Genomic DNA, 14,722 nt, shown 5'->3' with positions numbered 1-14,722 from the left:
TCCGAGCCTTTTTCGGCTTTATTCGCTCGGTGGTTCTGACTTTTCCCGCGCTGAAATTCCGCTTTATAGGCAGATGTAGGACCGTGTTAACGGTCTCCCTACGGTTGTTGGCTTGTCCTACGTTGATGGTCATAAAGTCATCTGGATATAACTATCCGCCTGCGTTTCTATAAGGAAACAGAGGGTTGCTCTTGTTGAAAGCAAGTATGACAAAGGAGTGTCAGCAGTATGAGTCGAGGAATAGGGCAAGGGACAATCGAAGTCGCTCGGTTTCAAGATGGAAAGCAGGAGGGGAAGAGAGATCCTTTTGTTCGGGAGTTTGATATGGGGTTGGCGCGTCCATTGTCCCGATCAGTGCGTTTGAATGGATTTGCCACCTGTTTGCGCCTTGAGCAGGTCTATTGGGACATTTTGGCCAGGATGGCGAAAATCAACTGTTGCTCGGTGAGCGCTTTGCTTTCCTACGTTGATAGAGAGGTGCACCTGCGTCATGGCGGGGTGAAAAATTTCAGCGGGCTGGTACGGGTGGTGTGCGTCGTACACAGTTTGAATGAGGACGCCTGTAGCGTTGAATGACGTGCCGCTCGGTGTTGGGGACGGCTCGTGTGACCAGGCGTCATCCGAATGAGCATGTGCCTGTGCAGCGTTACGGCTGCACAGGCTCGATTTAATGGATATAATCCCGCCCTTTGCCGCGAAACCCGACGTTTGCGCGGTGATAATCTGATTGCCGAGACAACCCCATGCCGATGTACGACTATCAATGTGCTTCCTGTGGTCATCAGTTGGAAGCCATTCAGAAGATCAGCGCAGCACCGTTGGTCGACTGCCCTGCCTGCCAGGCACCCGAATTGAAAAAGATGCTGTCCATGCCAGGCTTCCGCCTCAGCGGCACCGGCTGGTACGAGACCGATTTCAAAACCGGTTCGAAGAAGAATCTGGCCGGCGGCGACAAAGCTGACTAAGTTGAACGACACGCGTGAGCTCTTGCATCATCAGGCACCTTATTGAAGTGCGGTGGTGCGGCAAGGCCTCCAAACGAATTTCGAATTACGAGAAGTGAAACCACTACCATGATGCGCAGCCATTATTGCGGCCAACTGAACGAAAGCCTGGAAGGTCAGGAAGTTACCCTTTGCGGATGGGTCCACCGTCGTCGTGACCACGGCGGGGTGATCTTCCTCGATATCCGTGATCGTGAAGGTCTGGCCCAGGTGGTGTTCGATCCGGATCGCGCTGAAACCTTCGCCGCCGCCGACCGTGTGCGCAGCGAATACGTGGTCAAGATCACCGGTAAGGTGCGCCTGCGTCCAGCCGGTGCCGGTAATGCCAACATGGCTTCGGGCATGATCGAAGTGCTGGGCTACGAGCTGGAAGTATTGAACGAAGCGGAAACCCCGCCGTTCCCGCTCAACGAATTCTCCGACGTTGGCGAAGAAACCCGCCTGCGTTATCGCTTTATCGACCTGCGTCGTCCGGAAATGCTCGAGAAGCTGCGTCTGCGTTCGCGCATGACCACCAGCATCCGTCGCTACCTGGACGAGAATGGCTTCCTCGACGTCGAGACGCCGATCCTGACTCGTGCCACCCCGGAAGGTGCGCGTGACTATCTGGTGCCGAGCCGTACTCACGCTGGCAGCTTCTTCGCCTTGCCGCAATCGCCGCAGCTGTTCAAGCAACTGCTGATGGTTGCCGGTTTCGATCGTTACTACCAGATCGCCAAATGCTTCCGCGACGAAGACCTGCGTGCCGACCGTCAGCCGGAATTCACCCAGATCGACATCGAGACCAGCTTCCTCAACGAAGCCGAGATCATGGGTCTGACCGAAGGCATGATCCGCAACCTGTTCAAGGAAGTGCTGGGTCTGGAATTCGGTGAATTCCCGCACATGACCTGGGACGAGGCCATGCGTCGTTACGGTTCCGACAAGCCGGACCTGCGTAACCCGCTGGAACTGGTTGACGTTGCCGACCAGCTCAAGGAAGTCGATTTCAAGGTCTTCAGTGGCCCGGCCAACGACCCGAAAAGCCGTATCGCCGCTCTGCGCGTTCCAGGCGGGGCGAGCATGCCGCGCAGCAAGATCGACGACTACACCAAGTTCGTCGGCATCTACGGTGCCAAGGGCCTGGCGTACATCAAGGTCAACGAGCGCGCGAAGGGCGTTGAAGGGCTGCAATCGCCTATTGTCAAAAATATCCCTGAAGCCAACCTCAATGTGATCCTCGATCGCGTTGGCGCGGTTGATGGCGACATCGTGTTCTTCGGTGCCGACAAGGCCAAGATTGTCAGCGAAGCGCTGGGCGCACTGCGGATCAAGGTCGGTCACGACCTGAACCTGCTGACCTGCGAGTGGGCACCGATGTGGGTTGTCGACTTCCCGATGTTCGAAGAGAACGACGACGGCAGCTTCACCGCCTTGCACCACCCGTTCACCGCACCGAAGTGCACGCCAGAAGAGCTCGAAGCCAACCCGGCGACCGCTCTGTCCCGTGCCTACGACATGGTATTGAACGGCACCGAGCTGGGTGGCGGTTCGATCCGTATCCACCGCAAGGAAATGCAGCAGTCGGTCTTCCGTCTGCTGGGTATCAGCGAAGCGGAACAGGAAGAGAAATTCGGCTTCCTGCTCGACGCCCTGAAATACGGCGCGCCGCCGCACGGTGGTCTGGCTTTCGGTCTCGACCGTCTGGTGATGCTGATGACCGGCGCCCAGTCGATCCGTGAAGTGATTGCCTTCCCGAAAACCCAGAGCGCTGCCTGCGTCATGACTCAGGCTCCTGGCCTGGTCGACGCCAAGGCGCTGCGCGAGCTGCACATTCGCCTGCGCGAACAGCCTAAGGCTGAGTAAGACCTAGCACCCTGGCACATCAAGCGATGCGCCAGGGTGTCAGATCCAGATTGTGTTGCCCGCTCGCCTTTATGGGCGTGCGGGCATTGTTTTATAGAGAATTGTTTTAAAGAGAATTCGGAGCGAGTTATGGCGGGTCATTCCAAGTGGGCGAACATCAAGCACCGCAAAGAACGTCAGGATGCCAAGAAGGGCAAGATTTTCACCAAGTGGATTCGTGAACTGACTGTCGCGGCCCGTCAGGGTGGCGGTGATCCGGGCTCCAACCCGCGTTTGCGTCTGGCGCTGGATAAAGCCCTTGGCGCGAACATGAGCCGTGACATCATCGATCGCGCGGTGGCTCGTGGTGCTGGCGCTGCCGACACCGACGACATGGTCGAGCTGAGCTACGAAGGTTACGGTCCGGGCGGCGTAGCGGTGATGGTCGAGTGCATGACTGACAACCGCAACCGCACCGCAGCGGCTGTTCGTCACGCTTTCAGCAAGTGTGGCGGCAACCTGGGGACCGACGGCTCGGTGGCCTACCTGTTCGAGCGCAAGGGGCAGATTTCCTTCGCGCCGGGCGTCGACGAAGACGCGCTGATGGAAGCGGCCATGGAAGCTGACGCCGATGACGTGGTCACCCACGAAGACGGCTCGATTGACGTGTTCACTTCGTTCGCCGGCTTCTACTCGGTTCGTAATGCTCTGGAAGCTGCTGGCTTCAAAGGTCATGACGCGGAAATCGTCATGCTGCCGACCACCAGTGCCGAACTGGACCTGGAAGGCGCCGAGAAGATCCTCAAGCTGATCGACATGCTCGAAGACCTGGATGACGTGCAGAACGTTTATTCCAATGCGGATATTCCAGAGTCGGTGGCCGCGCAGCTGGGCTGATGGGCGACGCAGATCTGGTGTGGGAGCGGGCCGGGCGGCGTTCCGATGCCCGCGATGACGTCGGCAGGCTCGACATTGATGTTGAATGTTCTACCGCTATCGCGGGCAAGCCCGGCTCCCACAGGGTTTTCGGCAGGGCCGCAAAATGTGCACTCGGCACAGCCTGCTCTGTGCTGGCCTAACTCTCTAAACCCGCAGGCGTTATGACTTTAATTCTTGGTATCGACCCCGGTTCGCGCATTACCGGTTACGGCGTGGTACGCGATACCGGCCGTGGCTGCGTGTATGTCGCCTCGGGTTGCATTCGTACCGGCAGCGGCGAGTTGCATGAACGGCTGCAAATTGTTTATCGCGGTGTGCGTGAAGTCATCCAGACCTACGGCCCGGTCACCATGGGGATCGAAAAGGTCTTTATGGCCCGTAACGCCGACTCGGCCCTGAAGCTGGGCCAGGCTCGTGGCGCGGCCATCGTTGCCGGCGCCGAAGAAAACCTGGAAATTGCCGAATACACCGCAACCCAGGTCAAGCAGGCGGTGACCGGGACGGGCGCGGCGAATAAAGAGCAGGTGCAGATGATGGTCATGCACATGCTGAAACTGACCAGCAAACCGCAAATCGATGCCTCGGATGCCCTGGCAATCGCCATTTGTCATGCTCACACCCGTTCCAGCCTGTTACCCCATGGTCTGGGGACGGCTCGCAGTCGTGGCGGTCGCCTTCGCCTCTGATCTGATAGCATCAGCCCACTCATTTTATCCGTTGAGCGTTTTGCGCCTGTTTTGCCGGCCGCCACGCTCACTTTGGTACTCGTCAGCCAGATCTGGCCAACGCTTAAGGATTTGAAACGTGATTGGACGTTTGCGCGGCACCTTGGCTGAGAAGCAGCCGCCGCACCTGATACTGGATGTAAATGGTCTGGGCTATGAGCTGGAAGTGCCGATGACCACGCTTTATCGACTGCCGTCGGTCGGAGAACCGATCACCTTGCACACCCATTTGGTTGTGCGTGAAGACGCCCAGCTGCTCTACGGCTTCATTGGCAAGCGTGAGCGCGATTTTTTCCGTGAATTGATCCGCCTCAATGGTGTGGGCCCCAAGTTGGCGCTGGCCTTGATGTCGAGCCTTGAAGTCGATGAGCTGGTGCGCTGCGTGCAGGCGCAGGACACATCGGCGTTGACCAAGGTGCCGGGCGTCGGCAAGAAGACCGCCGAGCGTTTGCTGGTGGAGCTCAAGGATCGTTTCAAGGCCTGGGAGACCGTGCCAAGCATGTTCGCCCTGGTGCCGAATCAGCCGGATGCGCCAATACCCGTGGCCACCGCCGAAAATGACGCGGTGAGTGCGTTGATTTCCCTGGGCTACAAGCCGCAGGAGGCCAGCAAGGCGATTTCTGCCATCAAGGAGAAAGGCTTGAGCAGTGAAGACCTGATTCGTCGCGCCCTGAAGGGAATGATTTAAGTGATTGAAGCTGATCGTCTGATCGCCGCCACGGGTGGCCCCCGTGACCGCGAAGAAGTCCAGGACCGCGCGATTCGTCCCGTCAGCCTGGCCGAATACATCGGCCAGCCGACCGTTCGCGAGCAGATGGAGTTGTTTATCCAGGCTGCCCGCGGGCGCAACGAATCCCTCGATCACACGCTGATCTTCGGTCCACCGGGGCTGGGTAAAACCACCTTGGCCAACATCATTGCCCAGGAAATGGGCGTGTCGATCAAAAGCACCTCGGGGCCGGTCCTCGAGCGTCCGGGGGATCTGGCGGCGTTGCTGACCAACCTCGAGCCGCATGATGTGCTGTTCATCGACGAGATCCATCGACTGTCGCCGATTGTCGAAGAAGTGCTGTACCCGGCCATGGAAGACTTCCAGCTCGACATCATGATCGGTGAAGGGCCGGCGGCGCGTTCGATCAAGCTCGACCTGCCACCGTTCACCCTGGTCGGCGCCACCACCCGTGCCGGGATGCTGACCAACCCGTTGCGTGACCGCTTCGGCATCGTTCAGCGCCTGGAGTTCTATAGCACGGCGGATCTGGCGACCATCGTCAGCCGTTCGGCGAACATCCTCGGCTTGCCGCTGGACCCGGAGGGTGCCTTTGAAATCGCCCGTCGGGCCCGTGGTACGCCGCGTATCGCCAACCGCTTGTTGCGCCGGGTGCGCGATTTTGCCGAAGTCCGGGCGAAGGGGCATATCACTAAACCGATTGCCGATCTGGCGCTGAACCTGCTGGACGTCGATGAGCGTGGCTTCGATCACCAGGACCGGCGTCTGCTGCTGACCATGATCGAGAAGTTCGATGGCGGCCCGGTCGGGGTGGACAGTCTCGCGGCGGCGATCAGCGAAGAGCGGCACACCATCGAGGATGTGCTGGAACCCTATCTGATTCAGCAGGGCTATATCATGCGGACCCCGCGTGGACGGGTCGTGACCCGGCATGCGTACCTGCATTTCGGTTTGAATATCCCGTCGCGGTTAGGTGAAATGCCCGTGCCAGACGAGTTTCTTGATGCAGTAGACGAATGACGACCTCTGCGTGCCGATTTATTTCGGCTTTGTGCGGTCCTAGGGGACTGCGATTGCCGATCTTTCGCACGAAAGTCGTTCGAGAATGAAAAAACAGTTGCCTGGCCGGATTGGCAACCTGAGGAGTAACCACTAGAGTATGCGCGCGCAAAACGGGCTTGAGTCGTTCGCACATCGTTGTCGCGTTTATTACGAGGACACCGATGCCGGCGGCATCGTGTATTACGTTAATTACCTTAAGTTTATGGAGCGGGCTCGAACCGAGCGGCTACGGGATCTGGGCTTTGCCCAATCGCAGCTTGCTGGTGAGGACCTGTTGTTCGTCGTGCATTCCAGCGAAGCGCGCTATCACGCGCCGGCGCGACTGGACGACGAGCTTCTGGTAAGTGCAGAAGTAATCGAATTGAACCGCGTCAGCCTGCGCTTTAAACAGCAGGTCAGGCGAGCCGCGGATAATGCACTGCTCTGCGAAGGGCAGTTTTTGGTGGCCTGTGTGCGCACCCATAGTTTGAAACCCCGGGCCATTCCCGAAGCTCTACGTGCGGCCTTTGCCGACGTGAGCGGCGCGGGTACACACTCAGAGCAGGAGATAAAGCGTGGAAGCTAACGTCGTCGACCATTCCTCCATGTGGAGCCTGGTCAGCAATGCCAGCGTTGTGGTGCAGTTGGTAATGCTGATCCTGGTAGCCGCATCGGTGACCTCGTGGATCATGATCTTTCAGCGCAGCAATTTGCTGCGCGCCGGTCGACGTGCCCTGGAGAGCTTTGAAGAGCGCTTCTGGTCCGGCATCGACCTGTCCAAACTCTACCGTCAGGCCGGCAGCAACCCTGACCCGGATTCCGGCGTAGAGCAGATCTTCCGTGCAGGTTTCAAGGAGTTCTCCCGTCTGCGTCAGCAGCCAGGCGTTGATCCGGAAGCGGTCATGGAAGGTGTGGCGCGCGCCATGCGCGTGGCCATTTCCCGCGAAGAAGAAAAGCTCGAGCAGAGCCTGCCGTTCCTTGCGACCGTCGGTTCCGTCAGCCCGTACATCGGCCTGTTCGGTACAGTCTGGGGCATCATGAACTCCTTCCGTGGACTGGCAACTGCCCAGCAAGCAACCCTGGCCACCGTGGCTCCAGGTATTGCCGAGGCACTGGTTGCAACGGCCATCGGCCTGTTCGCGGCGATCCCGGCCGTTATCGCTTACAACCGTTTCTCTGCCCGCAGCGAAACCTTGCTTAGCCGTTACTACACCTTCGCCGACGAGTTCCAGGCGATCCTGCACCGCAAAGTGCACACCAGCGAAGAATAAGCAGGTAATTCCCAATGGCTTTAATCGCTCGAGCTCGCAAAAAGCGCAAGCCGGTTGCCGAGATGAACGTGGTGCCTTACATCGACGTGATGCTGGTACTGCTGGTTATCTTCATGGTGACCGCACCGATGCTCAATCAGGGCGTGAAAGTTGATCTGCCCAAGGTTTCCAGCGAAGCCTTGCCGCAAGACAACAACACCCAGGTCCTGACCATTTCGATCAAGGCTGACAAGACCTATTACTGGAACCTTGGCAGCGAAGTCGACACCGATAAGCAGCAGGACAGGGCCATGACCCTGCCGCAGATGACCAGCGCCGTGACCAAGATCATCAGCGCCGGTAATGAAAACGGCAAGCACACCCAGGTCTTCATTCGTGGCGACAAGAGCGTCGATTACGGCTCCGTCATGGGCGCCATGGGTGGGTTGCAGAAAGCCGGGGTCGGTAATGTTGGCTTGATTACCGAGGCGCCCTGATGCAGCAACAGCGAGAGCCGACAGCCTCGGAAAGCTATTTCTGGCCTAGTGTCTGGGCGATCGGCCTGCACGTGCTGGTGTTTGGCATGCTGTTCGTCAGTTTTTCCATGACACCGGAATTGCCGCCGGCCAAACCGATCGTCCAGGCGACCCTGTACCAACTGAAATCGAAAAGTCGGGCGACCACCCAGACCAATCAGAAGATTGCGGGTGAAGCGCAGAAATCCGCTGCGCGCCAGACCGAAGTCGAACAGATGGAACAGAAGAAGGTCGAGCAGGAAGCGGTGAAGGCTGCGGAACAAAAGAAAGAAGCGGCGGCTCAAAAAGCCGAGGAAGCCAAGAAGGCCGACGAGTCGAAGAAAGCGGAAGAGGCGAAAAAGGCTGATGAAGCCAAGAAAGCCGATGAAGCGAAGAAGACCGCCGAAGCCAAAAAGGCCGAACAGAAACAATTGGCTGATATAGCCAAGAAGAAAGCTGAAGAAGAAGCCAAGAAAGCCGCTGAAGAAGAGGCCAAGAAAGAGGCCGCTGAAGAAGCGAAGAAAAAGATAGTCGAAGACGCGAAGAAGAAAGCCGCGGAAGACGCCAAGAAGGTAGCTGAAGCAAACGAGGCGAAGAAGAAAGTCGCCGAGGAAGCGAAGAAGAAAGCTGCTGCCGATGCTGCGAAGAAAAAATCGCAGGAAGCGGCACGTAAATCTGCCGAAGAGAAAAAGGCTCAGGCCCTGGCTGATTTGCTTTCCGATACGCCGCAGCGTCAGCAGGCCTTGGCCGATGAGCAGGGCGATGAAACCGCGGGCAGTTTCGATGATCTGATTCGTGCTCGGGCAGCGGAAGGTTGGGCTCGTCCTCCTTCGGCACGCAAAGGCATGACGGTTGTGCTGCAAATCGGCATGTTGCCCGATGGTACGGTGACTTCGGTCAGCGTGGCCAAGTCCAGTGGCGATGGTCCGTTTGACGCTTCGGCTGTAGCGGCGGTCAAGAATATTGGACGTTTGACAGAAATGCAGGGAATGAAGTCGAGCGATTTCGCTCCCTATCGTTCATTCAAGATGACATTCACACCTGAGGATCTAGCCTTGTGAGAAACCTTCTTCGAGGAATGCTTGTCGTTATTTGCTGCATGGCAGGGATAGCGGCAGCAGATGAAAAGAACATTCTGGTCACCAGCGGCAGTGACCGGGCAACACCGATTGCGGTTGTTCCATTTGGCTGGCAGGGCGGTAGCGTCCTGCCGGACGACATGGCGGAAATCATCGGTAACGACCTGCGCAACTCGGGTTACTACTCGCCAATTGCGAAGCAGAACATGATCAGCCAGCCAACTTCGGCCAGCGAAGTCATCTACCGTGACTGGAAAGCCCTGGGCGCCCAGTACATCATGGTCGGCAGCATCGTTCCGGCGGGCGGTCGCCTGCAGGTGCAATACGCACTGTTCAACGTCGCCACCGAGCAGCAAGTGCTGACCGGTAGCGTGTCGGGTGGTGTCGATCAACTGCGCGACATGGCGCACTACATCTCCGACCAGTCGTTCGAAAAGCTGACCGGCATCAAGGGCGCGTTCTCCACACGCCTGCTGTATGTAACGGCCGAGCGCTTTTCGGTGAACAACACGCGCTACACCCTGCAGCGTTCGGACTACGACGGTGCTCGTGCCGTGACCCTGCTGCAATCGCGTGAGCCGATCCTGTCGCCGCGTTTCGCTCCGGATGGCAAGCGCATCGCCTATGTGTCGTTCGAGCAGAAGCGTCCGCGCATCTTCATGCAGAACATCGACACCGGTCGCCGCGAGCAGATCACCAACTTCGAAGGCCTCAACGGCGCGCCAGCCTGGTCTCCGGACGGTACTCGCCTGGCGTTTGTGCTGTCCAAGGACGGCAACCCGGACATCTACGTGATGAACCTGGGGTCGCGTCAGATCAATCGCGTGACGGCTGGTCCTGGCATCAACACCGAACCGTTCTGGGGCAAGGATGGTTCGACCATCTACTTCACCTCCGACCGTGGCGGCAAGCCGCAGATCTACAAGACCAACGTCAATGGTGGTGGTGCGGAGCGTGTGACCTTTATCGGTAACTACAACGCCAACCCGAAACTGTCGGCTGACGAAAAGACGCTTGTCATGATTCACCGTCAGGATGGCTTCACCAATTTCCGGGTGGCGGCTCAGGATTTGCAGCGCGGTAGTGTAAAGATCCTGACAGACACCAACCTAGATGAGTCAGCCACTGTTGCGCCCAACGGCACCATGGTAATCTACGCCACCGCCCAGCAGGGCCGGGGAGTCTTGATGCTCGTGTCCATCAATGGACGCGTAAGGCTCCCGCTTCCTACCGCTCAAGGCGAAGTCAGAGAACCTTCCTGGTCCCCTTACCTGAACTGACGCGGCGCTACACGTTTTACTTAACACATTGGGGTTCATTAGGAGTTTCACGATGGAAATGCTGAAGTTTGGTAAGTTTGCTGCGCTGGCCCTGGCCATGGCTGTAGCTGTAGGTTGCTCGTCCAAAGGCGGCGACAACGCCGGTGCAGGCGCTGTAGATCCAAACGCTGGTTACGGCGCTAACACTGGTGCAGTTGACGGCTCCCTGAGCGAAGAAGCTGCTCTGCGCGCAATCACCACCTTCTACTTCGAATACGACAGTTCGGACCTGAAGCCAGAAGCCATGCGCGCTCTGGACGTTCACGCCAAAGACCTGAAAGGAAACGGCGCTCGCGTTGTTCTGGAAGGCAACACCGACGAACGTGGTACTCGTGAGTACAACATGGCACTGGGCGAGCGTCGTGCGAAAGCCGTTCAACGCTACCTGGTACTGCAAGGTGTTTCCCCAGCTCAGCTGGAACTGGTTTCCTACGGTAAAGAGCGTCCAGTTGCTACTGGCCACGACGAGCAGTCCTGGGCTCAAAACCGTCGCGTCGAACTGCGTAAGTAATTCGTCATGCGAACGTGCCGTCGTGCTGTAACTGTTCTGGCTCTCAGTCTCGCACCGCTTGCGGTGTGGGCTGCGGTTCCTGTGGTCGATGACAACTCCGGTTATAACAATAGCGGGAGCAGTTATCCGCCTGCGGGTTACGGTACGAACGGCGCCTATGCCGGGGGAGGGGTTACGGCCCCTGCCTCGGCACAGGGCGTGCTGTTCAACCAACTGCAACAAATGCAGGAACAAATCGCGCGCCAACAAGGTGCGATCGAAGTTCTGCAAAATGATGTAGCGCGCATGAAGCAGGAAAGCCTGGAGCGATACCAGGATCTTGATCGGCGTATTGGAACCGGCGGTGCACCCGCTGCGGCTCCTCAAAATTCTCCAGTCGGTGGCGATATGAATAATGCCACCGGTGCAGCTGCAGGTGCGAGTGCTGCCACTCAAGCCCCTGCGGCCAGCAGCGAACCGGGTGATCCGGCGAAGGAAAAGCTCTATTACGATGCGGCCTTCGACCTGATCAAAGCCAAGGATTTCGACAAGGCCAGCCAGGCGTTTGCGGCATTCCTGCGCAAATACCCGAACAGTCAGTACGCGGGCAATGCCCAATACTGGTTGGGCGAAGTGAACCTGGCCAAGGGCGACCTGCAAGGTGCGGGTCAGGCTTTTGCCAAGGTTTCGCAGCTGTACCCCAAGCACGCCAAAGTGCCTGACTCGCTGTACAAGCTCGCTGATGTAGAGCGCCGCCTGGGTCATACCGACAAGGTCAAAGGCATTCTGCAGCAGGTGGTTTCCCAATACCCGGGTACTTCCGCCGCTCAGCTGGCCCAACGCGATCTGCAGCGCATGTAAGGCTGTTTGACCCGTTTACAAGAAACCCGCGCTTGCCGCGGGTTTTTTCGTTAGAATTCACCCCCCTTTTTTATGAAACACCGCTTTTGGGGATCTGCGCGTTGGCGGGGTTCCTTTAAGTGCCTGACGGAGGCGGACAGCCTGTTTAGCTGTTACGCCCGTGGCGACTATGCAAGACACATTGAGAATTACCGAAGTTTTTTACTCGTTGCAGGGTGAAACGCGGACTGCCGGGCTGCCCACTGTATTTGTGCGCCTGACCGGTTGTCCATTGCGTTGCCAATACTGCGACAGCGCCTATGCCTTCACTGGCGGCACCGTTCGCCCGCTCGAGGATATCCTCGAGCAAGTGGCCGGCTTTCGTCCGCGCTACGTCTGTGTCACCGGCGGTGAGCCGTTGGCACAACCTAACGCCATTCCTTTGCTCAAGCAGCTGTGTGACGCCGGTTACCAGGTGTCGCTGGAAACCAGTGGCGCCCTGGATATTTCAGCTGTCGATCCACGAGTCAGCCGGGTGCTTGACCTGAAAACACCCGGATCGAAAGAAGCGCACCGCAATCTCTACGAGAACATCGCCCTGCTGACGGCCAACGATCAGGTCAAGTTCGTGATCTGCTCTCGCGAAGACTACGACTGGGCGGTCTCCAAGCTGATTCAGTACGGTCTCGACCAGCGTGCTGGCGAAGTCCTGTTCTCGCCAAGTCACCATGACTTGAGCGCGCGCGAGCTGGCTGACTGGATTGTCGCGGACAACCTGCCGGTGCGCCTGCAATTGCAGCTGCATAAATATCTTTGGAACGACGAGCCGGGGCGCTGAAATGACTGAGCAACTGAACACTACTGAAAAACGTGCGGTCATCCTGCTGTCTGGCGGTCTGGACTCGGCAACGGTCGTGGCGATGGCCCGTGCTGACGGCTACAGCTGCTACACCATGAGTTTCGACTATGGTCAGCGCCACCGCGCCGAGTTGCACGCTGCTGAGCGTGTAGCGCGTGATCTGGGCGTCATCGAACATAAAGTGATTGGCCTGAACCTGAACGGCATTGGTGGCTCGGCATTGACCGACAGCTCCATCGATGTGCCTGAGGCGCCGAGCGAAGGTATCCCGATCACTTACGTGCCGGCCCGCAATACCGTGTTCCTGTCTCTGGCATTGGGCTGGGCCGAAGTGCTCGGCGCGCGCGACATTTTCATCGGCGTGAATGCGGTGGATTATTCCGGTTACCCGGATTGCCGTCCCGAGTTCATCGAAGCCTTCGAGCGCATGGCCAATCTGGCGACCAAGGCCGGGGTAGAGGGGAACGGTTTCCGTATCCAGGCACCGCTGCAAAACCTCAGCAAGGCGCAAATTGTCCAGGCGGGCGTGAAGCTTGGCGTCGACTATGGGCTGACGGTTTCCTGCTATCAGGCGGACGATAACGGCCGTGCATGCGGCAAATGCGACAGCTGCCGTCTGCGTGCGGAAGGCTTCCTGGCGGCCGGAATCAGCGACCCAACCGTTTATTTTTGATTTATTTCAAATTAGGTGTTGAATAGTCCTTAAAAATCAGTATTATACGCGCCACCACACAGCGGGTCGTTAGCTCAGTTGGTAGAGCAGTTGGCTTTTAACCAATTGGTCGTAGGTTCGAATCCCACACGACCCACCATTTTAAAAAATCTGGAAGGCCCACGTAAGTGAGGATTTCCGGGTTTTTTTTTGCCCGCGATTTGAGCCTGGCTCAATCCGGGTGTTGCACCGCGTGACGCAGGTCAGAATGATCTTTTGCATCTCGGGGATATTCTGTAGCCTTGCGCAGCTTCAATGCTGTCCATGCCTGATGAATACTCACTCTCCCGGCGGTACCTTCTGTGGTCCGGAGCCGGGTGTATACTCGACTTTCGCGCGAAAGCGCCTGTAGGTCTTGCGATCATGACGCAAATTTCAGAACGCCTTCTGGTACAAGCCCACCTCGACGCCAAACAGCCCAAACCGCTGAGCGCCGAAGAGCAAGCCCATTACCGCGCCGCCATCGCCGCCGAGCTCAAGGCTCAGGACGCGGTGCTGGTTGCCCACTTCTATTGCGATCCGATCATTCAGGCCCTGGCCGAAGAAACCGGTGGCTGCGTTTCCGACTCTCTGGAAATGGCCCGCTTCGGCAACGCTCACCCGGCCAAGACCGTGGTGGTTGCCGGTGTGAAGTTCATGGGCGAGACCGCAAAAATCCTCAACCCTGAAAAACGCGTACTGATGCCGACCCTGGAGGCGACCTGCTCGCTGGACCTGGGTTGCCCGGTCGACGAGTTCTCGGCGTTTTGCGATCAGCACCCGGAGCGTACGGTGGTGGTATATGCCAACACCTCGGCAGCGGTAAAGGCGCGGGCAGACTGGGTGGTGACCTCCAGCTGCGCGCTGGAGATTGTCGAGAGCCTGATGGATAACGGCGAAACGATCATCTGGGGCCCGGACAAACACCTGGGCACCTACATTCAGCGCAAGACCGGCGCCGACATGCTGCTCTGGGACGGTGCCTGCATCGTTCACGAAGAGTTCAAGGCCAAGCAGCTGGAAGACATGAAGGCCCTGTATCCGGACGCCGCGATTCTGGTGCACCCGGAGTCGCCGACAGCGGTGATCGAATTGGCCGACGCGGTAGGCTCCACCAGCCAGCTGATCGCCGCTGCGCAAAACCTGCCGAACAAGACCCTGATCGTTGCGACCGACCGTGGCATCTTCTACAAGATGCAGCAGCTGTGCCCGGACAAGGTCTTCATCGAGGCGCCTACCGCCGGCAACGGCGCGGCCTGCCGCAGTTGCGCACATTGCCCGTGGATGGCGATGAACACCCTTGAGCGCACGCTTCAGTGCCTGCGTGAGGGCTCAGGAGAGATCTTCGTCGAGCCGGCGCTGATCCCTCAGGCGATTCGCCCGCTCAAGCGCATGCTCGACTTCACCGCGGCAGCG

17 protein-coding genes and 1 tRNA gene are annotated in these 14,722 nt (G+C 58.2%); all 18 read left to right on the top strand.

Going from position 1 to position 14,722, the window contains the following annotated elements:
* Nucleotides 1-228: 228 nt before the first annotated feature.
* Nucleotides 229-576 carry a ribbon-helix-helix domain-containing protein gene (locus tag AC1RJ3_RS10605; RefSeq protein WP_173859946.1) on the top strand — a complete coding sequence of 116 codons (348 nt, stop codon included), beginning with the start codon at nt 229-231 and terminating at the stop codon, nt 574-576.
* Between the two features lie 167 nt (nt 577-743).
* Nucleotides 744-965 carry an FmdB family zinc ribbon protein gene (locus AC1RJ3_RS10600; protein ID WP_010457489.1) on the top strand — a complete coding sequence of 74 codons (222 nt, stop codon included), beginning with the start codon at nt 744-746 and terminating at the stop codon, nt 963-965.
* 108 nt (nt 966-1,073) lie between these two features.
* Nucleotides 1,074-2,849: an aspartate--tRNA ligase gene (gene aspS / locus AC1RJ3_RS10595; RefSeq protein ID WP_054593716.1), complete on the top strand. Its 1,776-nt coding sequence runs from the start codon at nt 1,074-1,076 to the stop codon at nt 2,847-2,849.
* A gap of 129 nt (nt 2,850-2,978) precedes the next feature.
* Nucleotides 2,979-3,725: a YebC/PmpR family DNA-binding transcriptional regulator gene (locus tag AC1RJ3_RS10590; protein ID WP_054593715.1), complete on the top strand. Its 747-nt coding sequence runs from the start codon at nt 2,979-2,981 to the stop codon at nt 3,723-3,725.
* A 203-nt stretch (nt 3,726-3,928) separates the two neighbouring features.
* Nucleotides 3,929-4,453 carry a crossover junction endodeoxyribonuclease RuvC gene (gene ruvC, locus AC1RJ3_RS10585; protein ID WP_019693260.1) on the top strand — a complete coding sequence of 175 codons (525 nt, stop codon included), beginning with the start codon at nt 3,929-3,931 and terminating at the stop codon, nt 4,451-4,453.
* A gap of 118 nt (nt 4,454-4,571) precedes the next feature.
* Entirely contained in the window at nt 4,572-5,180 is a 609-nt protein-coding gene (gene ruvA, locus AC1RJ3_RS10580) for a Holliday junction branch migration protein RuvA (protein ID WP_054593714.1), read from the top strand.
* The gene (gene ruvB, locus AC1RJ3_RS10575; protein WP_054593713.1) at nt 5,181-6,242 is read left to right on the top strand and encodes a Holliday junction branch migration DNA helicase RuvB; all 1,062 of its coding nucleotides are present in this window, start codon (nt 5,181-5,183) and stop codon (nt 6,240-6,242) included.
* 139 nt (nt 6,243-6,381) lie between these two features.
* Nucleotides 6,382-6,849, top strand: a complete 468-nt coding sequence (gene ybgC / locus AC1RJ3_RS10570) for a tol-pal system-associated acyl-CoA thioesterase (protein WP_347927834.1) — start codon at nt 6,382-6,384, stop codon at nt 6,847-6,849.
* Complete coding sequence (tolQ, locus tag AC1RJ3_RS10565; protein ID WP_019693256.1) at nt 6,839-7,534, top strand: protein TolQ; 696 nt, start codon at nt 6,839-6,841, stop codon at nt 7,532-7,534. Before ybgC ends, tolQ begins: the two co-directional genes overlap by 11 nt.
* A gap of 23 nt (nt 7,535-7,557) precedes the next feature.
* Nucleotides 7,558-8,010 (top strand): protein TolR, encoded by a 453-nt coding sequence (tolR, locus tag AC1RJ3_RS10560; protein WP_162174768.1) that lies wholly within the window; start codon nt 7,558-7,560, stop codon nt 8,008-8,010.
* Entirely contained in the window at nt 8,010-9,089 is a 1,080-nt protein-coding gene (tolA, locus tag AC1RJ3_RS10555; protein WP_489110895.1) for a cell envelope integrity protein TolA, read from the top strand. The genes tolR and tolA overlap by 1 nt, the downstream gene beginning before the upstream one ends.
* Nucleotides 9,090-9,106: 17 nt before the next feature.
* Complete coding sequence (tolB, locus tag AC1RJ3_RS10550; protein ID WP_489110997.1) at nt 9,107-10,387, top strand: Tol-Pal system beta propeller repeat protein TolB; 1,281 nt, start codon at nt 9,107-9,109, stop codon at nt 10,385-10,387.
* A 52-nt stretch (nt 10,388-10,439) separates the two neighbouring features.
* Nucleotides 10,440-10,937 (top strand): peptidoglycan-associated lipoprotein Pal, encoded by a 498-nt coding sequence (gene pal / locus AC1RJ3_RS10545; protein WP_054593710.1) that lies wholly within the window; start codon nt 10,440-10,442, stop codon nt 10,935-10,937.
* Nucleotides 10,938-10,943: 6 nt separating this feature from the next.
* Nucleotides 10,944-11,777 carry a tol-pal system protein YbgF gene (gene ybgF, locus AC1RJ3_RS10540; RefSeq protein WP_493078811.1) on the top strand — a complete coding sequence of 278 codons (834 nt, stop codon included), beginning with the start codon at nt 10,944-10,946 and terminating at the stop codon, nt 11,775-11,777.
* A 169-nt stretch (nt 11,778-11,946) separates the two neighbouring features.
* On the top strand, nt 11,947-12,594 hold the full coding sequence (queE, locus tag AC1RJ3_RS10535) for a 7-carboxy-7-deazaguanine synthase QueE (RefSeq protein WP_054593708.1): 648 nt from the start codon (nt 11,947-11,949) through the stop codon (nt 12,592-12,594).
* Nucleotide 12,595: 1 nt separating this feature from the next.
* Nucleotides 12,596-13,288 carry a 7-cyano-7-deazaguanine synthase QueC gene (queC, locus tag AC1RJ3_RS10530; protein ID WP_493078809.1) on the top strand — a complete coding sequence of 231 codons (693 nt, stop codon included), beginning with the start codon at nt 12,596-12,598 and terminating at the stop codon, nt 13,286-13,288.
* 63 nt (nt 13,289-13,351) lie between these two features.
* A tRNA-Lys gene (locus AC1RJ3_RS10525) sits at nt 13,352-13,427 on the top strand.
* A gap of 263 nt (nt 13,428-13,690) precedes the next feature.
* Nucleotides 13,691-14,722, top strand: a 1,032-nt coding sequence (nadA, locus tag AC1RJ3_RS10520) for a quinolinate synthase NadA (RefSeq protein ID WP_493078807.1), incomplete at its 3' end; no start/stop codon positions are given.

The sequence above is a fragment of the Pseudomonas sp. GW822-FHT04C11 genome (genome assembly GCF_058800905.1).
Note: the sequence above shows the minus strand (reverse complement) of the source record. Positions and strands in the feature narration are given on the sequence as shown.

Excerpts from the sequence above, each read along its gene's own strand:
- tolA (WP_489110895.1), top strand. The coding sequence starts at position 8,010 with ATGCAGCAACAGCGAGAGCCGACAGCCTCGGAAAGCTATTTCTGGCCT.
- AC1RJ3_RS10600 (WP_010457489.1), top strand. The coding sequence starts at position 744 with ATGCCGATGTACGACTATCAATGTGCTTCCTGTGGTCATCAGTTGGAA.
- ybgF (WP_493078811.1), top strand. The coding sequence starts at position 10,944 with ATGCGAACGTGCCGTCGTGCTGTAACTGTTCTGGCTCTCAGTCTCGCA.
- aspS (WP_054593716.1), top strand. The coding sequence starts at position 1,074 with ATGATGCGCAGCCATTATTGCGGCCAACTGAACGAAAGCCTGGAAGGT.
- pal (WP_054593710.1), top strand. The coding sequence starts at position 10,440 with ATGGAAATGCTGAAGTTTGGTAAGTTTGCTGCGCTGGCCCTGGCCATG.
- tolB (WP_489110997.1), top strand. The coding sequence starts at position 9,107 with ATGCTTGTCGTTATTTGCTGCATGGCAGGGATAGCGGCAGCAGATGAA.
- ybgC (WP_347927834.1), top strand. The coding sequence starts at position 6,382 with ATGCGCGCGCAAAACGGGCTTGAGTCGTTCGCACATCGTTGTCGCGTT.
- queE (WP_054593708.1), top strand. The coding sequence starts at position 11,947 with ATGCAAGACACATTGAGAATTACCGAAGTTTTTTACTCGTTGCAGGGT.
- ruvC (WP_019693260.1), top strand. The coding sequence starts at position 3,929 with ATGACTTTAATTCTTGGTATCGACCCCGGTTCGCGCATTACCGGTTAC.
- AC1RJ3_RS10605 (WP_173859946.1), top strand. The coding sequence starts at position 229 with ATGAGTCGAGGAATAGGGCAAGGGACAATCGAAGTCGCTCGGTTTCAA.
- AC1RJ3_RS10590 (WP_054593715.1), top strand. The coding sequence starts at position 2,979 with ATGGCGGGTCATTCCAAGTGGGCGAACATCAAGCACCGCAAAGAACGT.
- queC (WP_493078809.1), top strand. The coding sequence starts at position 12,596 with ATGACTGAGCAACTGAACACTACTGAAAAACGTGCGGTCATCCTGCTG.